This window comes from Pseudoalteromonas sp. NBT06-2, assembly GCF_002276045.1.
In the GTDB taxonomy this organism is placed as follows: domain Bacteria; phylum Pseudomonadota; class Gammaproteobacteria; order Enterobacterales; family Alteromonadaceae; genus Pseudoalteromonas.
This window is the reverse complement of record NZ_NQMR01000166.1, coordinates 1-14,846: the sequence shown is the minus strand read 5'-3', so window position 1 is coordinate 14,846 and position 14,846 is coordinate 1. Positions and strand designations below refer to the sequence as shown.

Below are 14,846 nucleotides of genomic sequence, written 5' to 3'. Positions count from 1 at the left end.
AGATTTCTTCATAGCGGTTGAGTACATGCTCAACCTCATCAGGGAAATGGGAGATAACATGAACAAATTGTTGTCTGGTGTGGCTATTACACAAGGAGACTATCCACTCGCATTGTGACGGGCGATTACGGGTTAATGCATCACTCATGATAATTGGCTTATCACATGCCTTAGCGCGCTTGTGTAAAATGCTATCGATAAACTCACCAGCATGGCCGATGTTCGTTTCAAATAACACGATAGCCTGACCATTTTGGGTTGTGGCAATAACGCCGGAAGTATACACCCCTGTACGCGTTCGCATCTTGTCGCTATAGCGCACCGGTTTTTCAATTGGTTTGGCGTCAAGAATACGGTTCGTGGTGTCATCAATATAGTAGTGGAGCTAGATTGAAGCGTGTTTGAAACACCGGGTAAATGTCATTACAGACATGATCGACTTGGTCAAACACGCTAGACGCGCTGATTTTAACCCCCAGTAATTTTTGAATACTGCATTGGCGGTAAAATGGCAATCCAACGAAGTATGTATAAATGGCCATTATTTACACATATAAAAACACCGCTAAAGAGCGGTATTTCAGGGCTTACATTCATCTCTGTAGGTAAATTTCGCCTACAAGTGGAGAGTTTTAATTTAAAAATATATAGGTCTAAAATTGATCTTATCGAAATAGCTGCTTCATTTAATACATATACTTTTTTGAGTGTTTTGTATTCGTCATGATAAATTAACTGCAGCATTATTAGATATTGCAACTCCTTCTAATGTCCCACCTTAACGTATGAAGTGCCTGAGTTTAATAAAAATCATTGGGTTATAGATGATTTTTTAGCCAAAAAGATGCTATTTCAATTGCTAACCGATGTTTAAATAAAGATAAAAAATGATGGAAGTTAGGTAGCCCTTATACAAATGAATTATGGCCAGATATTAGAGTGCCTAGGGCGCTTAAAAAATAGAGTTAGCTAAAGTAGATGTCTTACATACACAAGCTTTATCACCAGATTCTTGATATCTAGATCACAGGATTGAAAATAAATTTAATCGTCTAATTTTATTTAAAGGTAATATGGTTCATAGTGCGAGTAGTTATTTTTGTAGTGATAAAAGAGATAAACGTTTAGCCATTACGTTTTTTATATGGCTGAATAATCAGTTGCAGTAATGCACAGCTTTAGCTGATAATACCGCCTAACATCTCATAAAAAATTATAACCATGATTAAAAAACATATCGGCTTTGTACTTAATATTGCAGCAATTTTACTTTTTATTCCAGGTATCATTTTACCTATGTTTACGTTAAATATGGATATGGCAGTTAATGTGGCAAATACGAGTTTATCGTCTGATTTGGTGAATAAAAAGTTGTCTTTAATTCAAACAATTCAAGAGCTATATCAAGATGATAGAATAGTTGTAACTGTACTGCTTTCCCTTTTTTCTATCGGTATTCCAATTATTAAATCTTTATCTGTAAGTTTTGCTTATTTTATACGTAATACACAACTCGAATACAAAATTTATGATTTTGTAAGTAAAATTGGAAAGTGGTCTATGGCTGATGTGTTTGTTATTGCAGTGTTCTTAGCGGTTTTATCAACAAATCATGCTGAGACAGCAAGTAATCAGCAAATTGTTGTTTTTGGCTTTAAAATGGAATTATTAATATCAAGTCAAACATTGTCTGCTGTAGGGCAAGGTTTTTACTATTTTGTGGGTTATTGTTTGTTGTCATTACTTGCTACTCAAATTAGCTTGAGTAGTTTCAATTGTAAAAAATTGAGTCAAGATATAGATTCTCATGAATTAGATAAATCTCATTCTTAATTTATGGTTGTCTAAAAGCTCAGCTTTGTTAGTTTTATAAACATAAAAGGTCGCGCTACATGCGCAGGCATTGAGATATGATAAGTTACCGCTAATTGCTTCTACATTATGCACGTAGACAAAGCATCATTAACAATGGTGTTTAAATGTGTCGACTTGTATTGTTATATATTATCTGAAAAATTATTTACACATACAAAAACACCGCTAAATAGCGGTGTTTCAGGGTTGTAACTTGGTATGTAGTTTTATCAAATTATTTACCTCATATTTTTATATTTTAGATAATTACGTCATTATTTACCCGTTAATGCGTAAGTGGCTGTAATTATTGTTACTGCTATTACTGATCCTACTGCTACAGCCGATGCCATGCCGTTAAATGTTAAAACGCCTGTTACCATACCACCTAAAATTGAAGTTACTAATAATTCGCCGTTGCTTGAAGTGTTCATAATGTTTTCCTTTGTATGTTGTTTTATGTGTTTTGTAATTTGTATGTTTTTTGCTGTTGAGTTGAATATTAGGGTAGATTGTAAGCTTTGTTTTTGGATTTGTGATGTGTGGTAAATTTTAGTGATGTTTGGTTAAATTGCGTGATAAGCATTGTGTTAAATTGGTATTTTTATGTTAGAAGGCTGTATTTTGGTAAAGTGACTTATATACCCAAGCCACTTCAAGATGTGAGGTTCAGGACTGCTGAGCAATTCATGATCTAGGCGCATCTTTGCATTAATGGTTACTCCCTTAAAAAAAGATGGACCGGCAATATGCTCCTGCATTGCTCTAGTACCTACATCCATGCAGGCAACAACGAGCATGATTTGCTCAGAAGTCCCTGTAAGGTTGGTTTATAAATATTTTATGCAGCGTTATTGATTTTGAAAAGGGAATAACCATGTTCTTCAATCAATGCCTTGCCTAAAGCATTTCTAATTCCAACTGAATCCTGCATCTTGAAGTGGTTTGGGTATAACGATTTAGGCCACACTTCACTTACGTGAGAATTTCTTTTTAAAAAAGTAGAGTGAAACTTTCAGCCATAGGCGAGGGAATATTAGCTTTTTATACATCCTTTATATGAACCAAAGGCAGCATTATTATGTAGGCTAAGCCTGTCGTATGGTTTTCATCAATTTCAATATTGCCATTTAGCCTTTGTGTAACGTGGTTATACGCTACGTGCATACCAAGCCCTATATGTCCATTACTGCGTAAGGTAGTATAAAAAGGTTCAAATACTTGCTCAATGTTTGTATTGGTTAGTCCAGCACCGTTATCTTTATAATGAATGATAACTTGTTGGTTTTTAGATGTGACTGAAATTTCAATTTCTAAAAAATGAAGTCCGTTATTACTACCAATCCAAAGTTTATTGTTGGGTGCATTTATAATGACGTTAATATATTGATGGTTAATATTACTATCATTCGAGCTGAGTCTATACTGCGAAAAAGTATTATTATGCTTATTAAATTTATGTAGGCCTTTAGTTGTTCCAACCCATAAACCTCCTGTTTCATCAATATGTAAAGCCTTAATATAATTAGATATTAATGAATGTGGGTTATTATTTTCATTTTGAAAAACTTTAAATTGGTAGCCATCAAATCTATTAAGTCCATCTTGTGTGCCAATCCATATGAAGCCATCTTTGTCTTGTATTAAAGAAATTGCGCTCCCTTGTGATAACCCTTCTGACAATGTGTAATGTCTAAATTTGAAAAAATCGGGTTTTGCAGTTATTGAGTGACTTGTACAAAGTAAGATTATTAAATACAAAAAAAATAATAACAGTTTTGGCATAAAGTCACCTTCGGATAAGTAAATGCAAGTTTAATTGTAGTAAAAATAAATGTCTAGTTTGTAGTAGTAAAGATGTAGTAGCTCAAATTTTTCGGATACTTTTAAATGACAGAGCTTAACTAAATTTGACAGGTGGCAATAAGTTTATTGCTGCCTTAATGATTAGAATAATAAAATTAAAAGAGTACTGTGATGCATGAGCTATAAGCACTCTTATTTAAATGACGATTTATCAAATATTAAAATGTATAACCCAAACCGAATTTTACGGTTCTTGGCTTCCCTACATTGATTTCGCCATTTTCGCCACCAGCTAGATAGTCCTTGTCAAACAAGTTTTCGACGTTTAGTCGTACTAATAAATCATTACCGGCTAATGGCACGGCGTAACTTAGTCCGGCATCAAAACGGATGTAACCGGATTTTACTAGACTATTTTTAGCATCAGCATAACGGTCATCTTCATAAAATGCACCAAAGTTAAGTGCTACATCTTCTGAAATAGAGTATTTAAGCCAAGTAGAAGCGGTTAACTGTGGTACATCTTCAGGGTGATTACCTTGGTATTCATTATGAGCATCGTACTTTGCATCTAAATACATGGCAGAAGTGATCAATGATACATCTTCATTAATTTCACCAATAACGCCTAGTTCAATACCTTTATGGCGCTGAATACCACCTTGTGTGGTGATCATTTCAAAGTCTGGATTATTTTCTAAGTTAACTTCAAGCACGATATTTTTACGTTTGATATCAAAAGCGGCAGCATTAAATCGTAACTTGCCAGAAAATAACTCCCACTTAGCCCCAACTTCAACCATGATGCCTTTTACTGGGTCTAATTCAAGGCCGAAGTTTGCATCTTCATCATTAGTTACGTCACCTTGAGGTTCAAAGCTTTCACTGTAATTGGCATAAATAGAGGCACTTTCGCTTGGATGATAAATCAAACCAAATTTAGGTAATATTGAAGAGTTATCAGCATCTATTTTTTCTTGTTTATCAAAACGAATGCCTAGCAATGCTTGCCATTGGTCATTCATGGTGATCAAATCCTGCGTGAAAATACCATAATACTTATAGGATTCATCTTTTGCTTTAGCATCGGCATAATCAAGTGCTTGGTGAAGAATAATATTACCATCTTTAAGGTTTGCTTGCTGTTTATCACCTTTCACTTTTAAAGAGCTGTATTCGTGCTTTAAGTAATTACCACCAGCCAACAAGTCATGAGACATACCGGCAAGTTCAACTGAACCAACAAAATCAAAATAAAATGCCTGTTGCTTCCAATCTTCTAATTTGTCATAAGGCTTATTTTCATAAATACCAGTTTCGGGATCAAAATCATCTTGTGTTTGTGGCTTGCTTTCCCAACGTTCGCGTTCGTTATGTTGATTGTTGTAGCCAGCATCGATTTGCCAGTTATCAGTCAACTGGTAACTAATATCAGCACCATAGTTTTGACTTTGGGCATCAATTTTTGTCCAAGGCATATCCCAAATAAGCTTATCACCGCCGATCACATTACCATTGGCAGCAACCAAAGCACCGCTGTCTTGACCTGCGACTTCATCTGAGCTGTCAAAATGGAATGACAAAGTTAAGTCTTCACTTAGATCAATATCGGTCATCAAGCTGCCAACAAGAAAGTCACTTTCTTGTGCACTGCCGTCTTGGTATTCTCGCCAGTTTTTATTATCTTCCTTTTCGACAATAGCGCGATAACGTATGGTTTTCTTTTCATTAACGCTACCACCAACATCAAGTCCCATTCTTAATGAACCATTTTCATCACCTTTAACTGAAAGTTCAGCAAAGGGATCATAAGTGGGCTTTTTAGTGACTAAGTTAACTAATCCACCAGGTGTCGATTGTCCATAAAGTAAGCTTGATGGTCCTTTTAATACCTCAACATTATCTATTAGCGCCATAGGTAAACGATATTTAGAAAAGTGCTGATGACCATTTTTTAGTAAATTGGTACTTTCTTCAAGCGTGAAACCACGTAAACTGAAACGCTCTCGGTCGGTTGTCACTCTACCAATTGAAACACTGGCGTCATTTTTTAATGCTTCGCCTAAGGTGACAACTAATTGATCATCCATCACTTCGACTGGAATAACGGTTACGGCTTGCGGGGTATTTAATAATGATACATTTGAACGCATCGCAGCATGTGCTTCATCAGTTTTATAATGAGCATGTTTACCTATCACTGTTAATACTTCGATATCCTTATCGGTTTTATCATCTGCTGCAAATGCACTTGTTGGTTGCAAAATTATCGCAATAATGGCGGATATCAATTTAACTTTTGTGTTCATATGTTCTTAATGCCTGTACTCATTGCATTTTAAAATGCACAGTGAAGTGGGGGATTTAATTGATAATGGTAACGCTAATCATTGTCAATTGCAATGGTAGGAAGGACTTGAATATATTAAAATATCCAGGTCTTTATGATTTACATCAGTGGTTGTCGCTTATATTTGCAAGGTTACTTATAATTTAACGTTGTTAGCTGTTGTGGTGAAGACGGGATTGATTCATCTTTAGGTAATGTAACATTAATAGTGGTTAATACAATTCCTGCAATATGGATTAAGAATAATGGGTGCTTCATAATACTTTTTTTAATTTTGCACAAGAGGTAATAGTGAGCTTTATTACTCATCAAATTAGCTAACTTAAAGCAACAGATGAAAAATTTTATAAAAGTATCTCACAGGGGTAAGAGTAGCTGAAGTATACAGAGGACAAGATATAGGCGTTAAATTATTTCAATGATCAATTGCTAAGGTTAAACTGAGAAATTGTAAACCGATCCAGTTTACCTCGAATAAACAAAGAGCTGATGCATTACGGTTTTATGAAAAGTTAGGTTTCATCGCAAGCAATGAAGGTTTTAAATTATTGATAAAGCATGATTGATCCTAAATCCGAGTAAAATGTTCAAATAATATTTGCCATTGCCATTGCCATTGCTCTTGATTTGACATTGACTTTAGGGCTATTAATCGCCGAATAATGCCTCTAACGTGGAATGTGGCACTTCAGAGTTGTAAAGTGCCAGCTGAAAAGGTTCTATAGTTTTATTTATGGTAATTTATTTAATACATTCCCCAGATATTTGCATTTTTTGTATATATGTTTCTAAATGCGCTTGTGTACTGGTTTTCATAATACGGGCAACAGTATCACTAATCTCCTCTGATCTGGTATCTTGTATTGTATTTAAAGCTGGACGGATCATGGATAATTTTTGCTTGGCAACAATATTATCAGGTCGTGTTAACAACTGGTTCATGACATCAAATGCGCGCTGCATGGGCTCTGTGGTATTAATTTCATGCAGTATGCCGGTTTGGATAAAATCAAGGTTGTTGGTTAATGTCTCTGGAAACTCTAATCGGCTAAGGGTTTCAAAAGAAAGCTTTTTTTGTAGCAGGTTGAACTCAGAACCTGCTAATAAACCCGTCGATGTATAGTTTAATGTTAAGTTTAGATCTTGTGACGTACCAATTCGGTAATCACAACCCATTGCTAATGCAAAGCCTTCTCTTTGTGCTATCCCGTTAACTAAAGCGATAGTGGTTAACCTGCAACCCCAAAGGCGTAAATTAAATTCTTGTTTGCGACGAATAAAGATTTTAAGTCGCTCCTTGTCAACTTGATAAAATTCATTTAAAGCAGCGCCAAATGAAAAGTAATCTGACAGAGCACTGGTAATGATTAAACCCCTTATGTTGCTATTGTATTCTAAGTCTTCCAGCGCTAAACACATTTCCTCCATAAAATCTAGATCCATTGTATTAACTCGCCCCTTGTTCATGGTTAGAACGGCGATACCATTTTCTTTATTTTCAACAGTAATTCTGTTCACAATAACTCCTTGTTTGTATGTTTGTTTTGATAAAAAATTTTATATTCTGTTATTTATAATGAAAACTGATGAAAATTATAAAAATGTGCCTTATCTTCAATAAATGCCTTGGCTAAAGGCTTTTTATTTTTTTCTGAAATTATGCATCGTCAAGTGTTTTGGGTATATAACCAGAGAAAAGTATCCTTTCTTAATCACCATTTTTCATGCATAAAATTAAACCCCTGACAATTGCATTTGCTCTTGTCGTTTTTCTTCGCTCTCTTGATTTCTAATATATTCTCGAATCATCTGTTCATCTAAGCCGACAGTGCTTACACAGTACCCTCTAGTCCAATAATGTCGTCCTATGAAATTCCTTTTAACTTGCAAATAATCTCTGAATATTCGAATTGCTGATTTTCCTTTTAAAAAACCAACCGTATTGGCAACGCTATATTTAGGAGGGATCATCAGTAACATATGAATGTGATCATTCATCGCATAACCCTCGATCAATTCAACTCCTTGCTGCCTACATAATTCTCTTAAGATTTTACCTATATCTCTTCTAATTGATCTATAAATTGCTTTTTTCCTGTATTTAGGCACAAATACTATGTGATATTTGCAATAATGTTTTACGTGAGCTTGGCTTTGCCATTCTCTCATTTTGGCCTCCTTATTCGATAAGCACGGGCATTCAAAGGGTTGATGATCTTTTTTATACTGAGCATTAATTTAATTAAGCTTTTAAACTAATTTTAATAAACTTGTAACTTTGAGTTTTTATTCTACTCTACGTAATTGATGTTTTTACTTAAGGAAAGAATATGAACAATAATAAATGGCTTGTAGCTCCTTTTTTGCTTGCCGCTTCTTCGGCTTTCTCGCTTCCACAATGTCCTCAACCTGAATTTATGGAGTTGCGATTTGATACGCCAAGTTTTGAAACGGGCAAATACCGAAATGGTTTCAATCGTTTTATTACTTGGTTACCTAGCTATCACATGATCCATGATGAAATTGTGGCTGTTGGCAAACCGGTCACCATGACGGCGAAGTTTGATTATGGCAGTGTTGCACATAAAGATTTAGAGTTTGAAACAGTCAAATTTTATATCCGCGGTCAAAACGACACAGATTGGCAATATTTGGCTTCAGAAACCACTAATAGTGATGGTAAAGCGACCTTATCTTTACCTGCTATGTCGATGGGACAATATCGTATTTATGCCGGAGTACCTGCAGATGGCACTGGTGCAGAAGGCTTTTTAACAGTCGTGGAGCAGAACACTGAAGCGGTATTATTCGATATAGACGGTACATTAACTGAGTCTGATGCAGAGCAAATTGGTGACTACACAGGGATAGATTATGCTGATGCAAAAGACGAAGCTTACACGTTAGTTCGCAGTTATTTAGATTTAGGGTATCAACCAATTTATTTGACTGCCCGTGTCTACTGGTATGGCAAAGGCACACGTAAATGGCTGTCTTGGATGGGCTTACCGCAAGGTTATTTACGCACTTCGCTCAGTAACGAAACCAGTTTATTTCGCACTGCAGAGTACAAAACAGAACAAATTAATAAACTTGAAGCCAATGGCATCAAGATAGTACGTGCTTATGGCAATGCGAAAACGGATGCTGAAGCGTTTATTGAATCAGGTTTGAATGCGTCGCAAAGCTTTACGATTGGCAAAAATGCTGGTCATTACGGCACAACACCGATTTTAAATAACAGTTATGATGAACACATTGTCACGCATGTGAGTAACTTTCCGAACGCGAATTGTCAATAATTTTTGTTACTTTAAAGCCCTAATACGCTAGCCATATTAGGGCACTTTTAGCTTTGATCTCTACGGGTTTAATTCCCCGCTGCTTGCGGCGTAAAGGTTTTGACCATTGAGAAATTAAGGTAGCCCTCTTCGCCTAGCGAATTTTAGCCTAAGCGAAAAACCTTGGCGCGGGTTAGTTCATTCTCTTCTCATTAGTATTAACTTTCATTAACATGGTTGCAACCTTAGAGTTTTAACTCTATTATGGTAATGATTCTTATTTACTTAAGGGTGTGAGACGAAAAGACCTAGCTAATTACAAGGAAAATTATGAACATAAAAAAATTGAGTATTGGCATTGCATTGTTAGGTGCAACGTCAGTAAGCGCATTTACCCAATTGGGTGGCGGTGGTGTTATGACGATGGGTCATGAGTGGCTTACTCGGACTGCAGCATTAGAGCTGTTAGACCAAGAGCATATAATTAAAATAGATCCAAATGATCCGCGAAAATACTGGCAGTATGGTCTTGCAAAGCGAGTTGACCTGTCAGCAGCCTACGACGAAGTACAGCGGCTCCAATCTAAAACCAATAATAACAGTAGCTATCAGCCTAAGTATGACGACATTTATGCAGCCATTGTCGGTGAGCGTTGGGTTGATATTGCAGGTTTTAATGTGGTGAATTCGAGTACCGATCCTACCGGTCCAAATTGTTTTAATGCCGTATCACAGGAACCTGCTGACTTACAGCAAGATCATTTTATGCGTCGTTATGACGATGTGAGTGGACAAGGTGGTGTTGACGCAGCTTATCGAGGTCAAAAGCGCTTCATTGAGCACTTTGTAAATGCTGCAATGGCTGAGCAAAAACGTATTCAAGTGTGGAGTGGCGGTGGCTATGCAGCAAAAGTAGAAGTTGATCATAATTATTTTTTGTTTGGCAGAGCAGTACATCTTTTTCAAGATTCATTCAGCCCTGAACACACAGTCCGTTTACCTGCCGATAACTACGAAAAAATATGGCAGGTAAAAGCCTATCTTTGCTCTGAAGGTGCAGAGCAACATACCCACGACATGAAAGATGTGTTGGACTTTAGCAGTGGTGATGTAATTTGGCAAGAAAGCACACGGCTAGAATCTGGTTGGGACTCTTATTCGGCTAGTAATATGAAACCAGTGGCGCTGGTGGCATTGGAGGCAAGTAAAGATCTATGGGCTGGCTTTATTCGAACCATGGCGGTTGGTAAAACCGAGCGTGAAGTTTACGCACGACAGGAAGCGCAAACTTTAGTCTCGAATTGGCTATCTTTCAACGAGCAAGCCATGCTGACTTGGTATGACAATCAGCAACATCGTGATCATACCTATGTACTTGCGCCGGGCGACACTGGGTTAGGTAAAACCCTTGAAGAGTGCATGAGCGAACTAAATGTTGGCACGACCAGTCAAGCTGAGCGTGTGGCACAATTAGATGCTGATCGTCGCCAGTGTTTATACAATATTGAAGCAGAACCAGGTTATGCGGATTTATATGATTCACATATGAGCATACCGTATAACTGGCGTTGGCAGTCTGTGACATGGCAGACTGCACCGACTGATTGGCAGGCACCTCAACATTTAGCTGATAGCGGCGAAGCCGTCGTTATTAAGTCTGCGGTTGATGGCAAAGCGTTATCGGCGGCGTCGTTAAATAACAATGAGCGATTGACAACTGCAGAGGCGAACCCTGTGCAGTGGCTAAAAATACCCGCTAGTGAAGGGCGATATTACCTGCGAAGTGCAGCTGTACCGTCACTGTTTTTTAGTTACAGCAGTTCTTCATCAGGCTATGGAAAATTATGGCGCTCACCGAATCAAGCCGAATATGAGCTTATTGATCAAGGTGGGGTTTGGAATATTAAAAATACTTATTGGCAACAGTATTTTTGGTATAACCATGACAAACAACGTCCGCAGTTAAATTCAACAGGCAGTGCTAATAAACAGCACTCTAAATGGATATTAGAGTAACCTTGTTAAGCCAGATTCGATTGAGTCTGGCTTACTCTGTGTTTGTTGTATTAGCTCTGTTCACTTAGGGCTAACGTAAATCTTGGCGCGTGCTCAAAGCGTCTGTCTTCAAATTGATATATAGCATTTTCGAAGAACAGACCGTTGGACGGGTTCTAATATTTATCAATTTTCGACTCAGTAAACGATCGTCTTTTAGTGTTAGTTTTAAGATTGCTGAAAGTTTATAGTTCACTTCCATACTGGCTCTCAGTTTGTTGTCTAGCGTACTCATATCAGTTTATAAAAATAAATAGACTGGTTTGTAAGATAAAGTAAATTTATGGCAAGTCATACCCATAGTAATCATTCTGAAATTCTTTTTTATAAATTAAATCATTGAATAATATTGTTAATTTTATTGTTGTAATCGGTTGCAAACGGCTACAAACGCTTACAAACGCTTACCCTAAAGCTTCGTTAAATCATTGATAATAACGTATCGCTCAGTTTGCAAATAATCGTTTTGTAAAAAATATACGGCAACATTTATTACTTAATAATGAAGGAAATTTTGAATGATTCAAACTAATAAATCGATTATTGCTTTGACAATAATAACGACCAGTTTATTAACGGCTTGTGGTGGTTCGAATGCTAAAAAAGAAATCACGATCACACCAACACCAGATACTGGTGTAACTGAACCTGTTAACGCATATAAAAATGTTGCATGTAAAGACATGTTGTCAGCATCTCAGTTATCTATTTTAACCTCTGGTTCTTCTTGTGGTTATCTTACTGTTCCTGAAAAACATGCTTTATATGGTAATCCAGCTTCGACAAAAAAAATTGAAATAGCAGTGATTAAACTAGCGTCTACTTCAGCAGATAAAAAAATAGATCCTGTTGTTTATCTTGAAGGTGGACCAGGTGGCAGTGCAAGTTCAAGTATCGCTCAAGTTACTGAAACAGGCAATTTTATCAACGATAGGGATGTCTACTTAGTTGACCAACGTGGTACCGGTTATTCTAAACCCGCATTATTTTGTACTGAATTAGAGGAAGAAGACACATCAGAGCAGTTAACAACCTGTAAAACTCGACTTGAAAAGTCAGGTATAGATTTAACGGCTTATAATAGTGTGCAAAATGCGATGGACTTTATTGCTCTAAGAAAAGCGTTAAATATATCGCAGTGGAATTTATATGGTATTTCTTATGGTACACGCCTTGCGACCACTATAATGAGAGAAAATAGTGAAGGTATTCGCAGTGTTATTCTTGATGGCATGTTTCCGATAGAAGTGAACGGCATCACGGATACGCCGTGGTCAAATTATGAGTCGTTAAATCAAATCGTAAAAAACTGTGAAAATACAGCTGGCTGTCCTGCTGATGAATTCAAAATGATTATCGAAGATATTATTGCCCGTATGCACAATGAAGGCTTGATTGAAGAGAGTCGAGAGTTTATTCAAAACTTACTTGAACTTGGTACGCAGTCGGTGATTATTGATTACTTATTAGCCGTGAATGAAGATGTTAGTAAATATGCATCATTTTTTGAAACTATTAGGATGGCTGAACAAGGTATGGGGGAAGGCTCTGAAAAATATGAGGAGCAGGGCGAAGAAAACAGGTTTTACTACGCTATGGGCTTATCTACGGTTTGTGCTGAAGAATATCCATTTCTTAATATTACTGCGTTAACTGATGATAATAGCCAAGGGTGGTCAGTAAGCACGCAACTTACGGTAAATGGCATGTTTCATATGGGCTTTGATAAAACATCTTGTCAGGCTTGGAATGTAACTCCTGCAAATGATATAGAAACACAAGCTGTGGATAGTAACTTACCAGTATTAATTCTTAATGGCTCACAAGATACACAAACGCCAGCAGCGTGGGGTTCATTGGTCGCTAAAAATATGCCGAATGCACAAAACCTTACTAACCCGCAAGGTGGTCACGGACAATTATTTACTGATCTTAGTTGTTTCGACAGCTTAGCCCAAGCGTTTTTAGATGAGCCAAACCAAGCGCTTGACACTAGCTGTGTGTCAGCTATTGCAGAGTTAACTTACGATAAAAATAGTAGTAATTCAGCGTTAGAGCAAGTATTTGATAAGAAAACTTCAGTATTTGGTATTCCAATTTACGGTACTGAGCAAACCCCTGATGAAGCGATGTTACATGCCGCTAATGTGATGGCACAATATTTAGATAATAATGAAGATGGTGAGCCGGATAATCTATTAGTCGTTGAGCACATGATTGAGCGGGGTGCCACGTTAATTATGGCTAAGGATGAAAACGAAATCGATACTATATCTGGACAAATCTCAGAGTTGGATGCTTTGCAAGACCTTTATGCCAGTGAAGTCGTTATTGGTGGTAATGATGGAGGTAGATTTGATGCCACTATTGAAGAAGTTTTACATCTGATCACACATATTGGTTATGCTGGTGTTTACCCTGAGGTATTTGGTGAAGCAATAGGCTCCGATATCGCTAATGCTATGGATATCGCACGCGGCGGACAATTTGAAACTATTCCTACAAACTACCCAGATACCGCGTGGTATACCTATAATGATGAAACCTGTAATTATAGCTGCATGGTTACTGAATATACCTATTGGTCATTAACTTCTATTTTAGGTGCGCAAAATTTTAATGGACGTTTTGAGCAAATCAAAAATGAGTGGCAGTTAAATACGCTGGAAAAAGTACAAAACCAAGACTCTAGTATATATGCGCTATTAACTGATGAGCAATACGCTTTGGCAACCATATTACCTGATGGTGACTATTCTGCTGAAGAATTTAGTATTAGTGATACTGATAACGGAGCAGGTGATGAAGAGACTGCCAAGTTTACCTTTAAAGATAATGATACTAGTTCAGGTATCATTTATATGAATGGCGTGATCGGCTCAGATACATTGACTGTGATGCAAGATTTATTTAATACCTATCCACAAGTTCACACCCTTGTAATGCAAGATGTTCCTGGCTCTATGGATGATGAAATTAATTTGTTGGCATCAATGGAGATTAGAAATCGTGGTATTGCCACCCATATCCCGGCTGATGGTATGGTGGCATCGGGCGGTAGTGATATGTTTTTAGCTGGGGTTAAACGTACGATTGAACTTGGAGCTAAAATAGGTGTCCACTCATGGGATGATGGTAGTGGCAAGGCGGCATTGGACTACCCTCGAGATCATCAAGCGCATGTAATTTACCTTGATTATTATAATGCTATCGGCATAAAGAGTGACTTTTACTGGTATACTTTAGAAGCTGCACCAGCTGATAGTATTCACTGGATGACTGTAGAAGAAATCGCTTTATATGATGTATTAACAGAGTAATAACTCAGCTTCACTTATCGATAATTTAATAGTACATAAGCTCTTTTATCACGTGAAAAATAATACTGGCATCGCTGATGAAAGAGCTTTTAATTTTAAACCCTAATGCCTCATACCTAATATTTTGTATTAAATATCAAATACGAAACCCTATTTGTCAGCACATCTCGGTGAATAAAT

The 14,846-nt window shown here is 37.0% G+C and carries 11 protein-coding genes; 4 read left to right on the top strand and 7 right to left on the bottom strand.

What is annotated here, in order from left to right:
• A partial coding sequence (locus CJF42_RS28190) for a hypothetical protein (RefSeq protein WP_212668847.1) occupies positions 1 to 304 on the bottom strand: 304 nt, incomplete at its 3' end.
• Between the two features lie 917 nt (positions 305 to 1,221).
• Between CJF42_RS28190 and CJF42_RS22350 the strand changes: the two genes are divergently transcribed.
• On the top strand, positions 1,222 to 1,833 hold the full coding sequence (locus CJF42_RS22350) for a paraquat-inducible protein A (RefSeq protein WP_095368788.1): 612 nt from the start codon (positions 1,222 to 1,224) through the stop codon (positions 1,831 to 1,833).
• 296 nt (positions 1,834 to 2,129) lie between these two features.
• On the opposite strand, the gene CJF42_RS27730 is transcribed toward CJF42_RS22350, so the two are convergent.
• The 6 genes from CJF42_RS27730 to tnpA form a co-directional block, all read right to left on the bottom strand.
• The gene (locus CJF42_RS27730; protein ID WP_170940712.1) at positions 2,130 to 2,288 is read right to left on the bottom strand and encodes a hypothetical protein; all 159 of its coding nucleotides are present in this window, start codon (positions 2,286 to 2,288) and stop codon (positions 2,130 to 2,132) included.
• A gap of 156 nt (positions 2,289 to 2,444) precedes the next feature.
• Positions 2,445 to 2,654 carry a hypothetical protein gene (locus tag CJF42_RS27725; protein WP_170940711.1) on the bottom strand — a complete coding sequence of 70 codons (210 nt, stop codon included), beginning with the start codon at positions 2,652 to 2,654 and terminating at the stop codon, positions 2,445 to 2,447.
• Positions 2,655 to 2,898: 244 nt separating this feature from the next.
• Positions 2,899 to 3,639, bottom strand: a complete 741-nt coding sequence (locus tag CJF42_RS22340) for a two-component regulator propeller domain-containing protein (protein WP_095368787.1) — start codon at positions 3,637 to 3,639, stop codon at positions 2,899 to 2,901.
• A gap of 239 nt (positions 3,640 to 3,878) precedes the next feature.
• Complete coding sequence (locus tag CJF42_RS22335) at positions 3,879 to 5,969, bottom strand: TonB-dependent siderophore receptor (RefSeq protein ID WP_095368786.1); 2,091 nt, start codon at positions 5,967 to 5,969, stop codon at positions 3,879 to 3,881.
• 782 nt (positions 5,970 to 6,751) lie between these two features.
• Positions 6,752 to 7,528 carry an enoyl-CoA hydratase/isomerase family protein gene (locus tag CJF42_RS22330; RefSeq protein ID WP_095368785.1) on the bottom strand — a complete coding sequence of 259 codons (777 nt, stop codon included), beginning with the start codon at positions 7,526 to 7,528 and terminating at the stop codon, positions 6,752 to 6,754.
• Positions 7,529 to 7,744: 216 nt separating this feature from the next.
• The gene (gene tnpA, locus CJF42_RS22325; RefSeq protein ID WP_095368784.1) at positions 7,745 to 8,179 is read right to left on the bottom strand and encodes an IS200/IS605 family transposase; all 435 of its coding nucleotides are present in this window, start codon (positions 8,177 to 8,179) and stop codon (positions 7,745 to 7,747) included.
• Between the two features lie 161 nt (positions 8,180 to 8,340).
• Here tnpA and CJF42_RS22320 point away from each other — a divergent pair, with 161 nt between their 5' ends.
• From CJF42_RS22320 to CJF42_RS28815, 3 genes are all read left to right on the top strand, one after another.
• A complete protein-coding gene (locus CJF42_RS22320) occupies positions 8,341 to 9,312 on the top strand; it encodes an LNS2 domain-containing protein (RefSeq protein WP_095368783.1) in 972 nt (323 codons plus the stop codon).
• A gap of 309 nt (positions 9,313 to 9,621) precedes the next feature.
• A complete protein-coding gene (locus CJF42_RS22315) occupies positions 9,622 to 11,307 on the top strand; it encodes a hemolysin D (protein WP_095368782.1) in 1,686 nt (561 codons plus the stop codon).
• A gap of 557 nt (positions 11,308 to 11,864) precedes the next feature.
• A complete protein-coding gene (locus CJF42_RS28815) occupies positions 11,865 to 14,666 on the top strand; it encodes an alpha/beta fold hydrolase (RefSeq protein WP_252097702.1) in 2,802 nt (933 codons plus the stop codon).
• Positions 14,667 to 14,846: the final 180 nt, after the last annotated feature.

Coding starts and splice junctions, on each gene's coding strand:
- CJF42_RS27730 (WP_170940712.1), bottom strand. CDS start 2,288: ATGAACACTTCAAGCAACGGCGAATTATTAGTAACTTCAATTTTAGGT.
- CJF42_RS28815 (WP_252097702.1), top strand. CDS start 11,865: ATGATTCAAACTAATAAATCGATTATTGCTTTGACAATAATAACGACC.
- CJF42_RS22350 (WP_095368788.1), top strand. CDS start 1,222: ATGATTAAAAAACATATCGGCTTTGTACTTAATATTGCAGCAATTTTA.
- tnpA (WP_095368784.1), bottom strand. CDS start 8,179: ATGAGAGAATGGCAAAGCCAAGCTCACGTAAAACATTATTGCAAATAT.
- CJF42_RS27725 (WP_170940711.1), bottom strand. CDS start 2,654: ATGCTCGTTGTTGCCTGCATGGATGTAGGTACTAGAGCAATGCAGGAG.
- CJF42_RS22315 (WP_095368782.1), top strand. CDS start 9,622: ATGAACATAAAAAAATTGAGTATTGGCATTGCATTGTTAGGTGCAACG.
- CJF42_RS22340 (WP_095368787.1), bottom strand. CDS start 3,639: ATGCCAAAACTGTTATTATTTTTTTTGTATTTAATAATCTTACTTTGT.
- CJF42_RS22335 (WP_095368786.1), bottom strand. CDS start 5,969: ATGAACACAAAAGTTAAATTGATATCCGCCATTATTGCGATAATTTTG.
- CJF42_RS22320 (WP_095368783.1), top strand. CDS start 8,341: ATGAACAATAATAAATGGCTTGTAGCTCCTTTTTTGCTTGCCGCTTCT.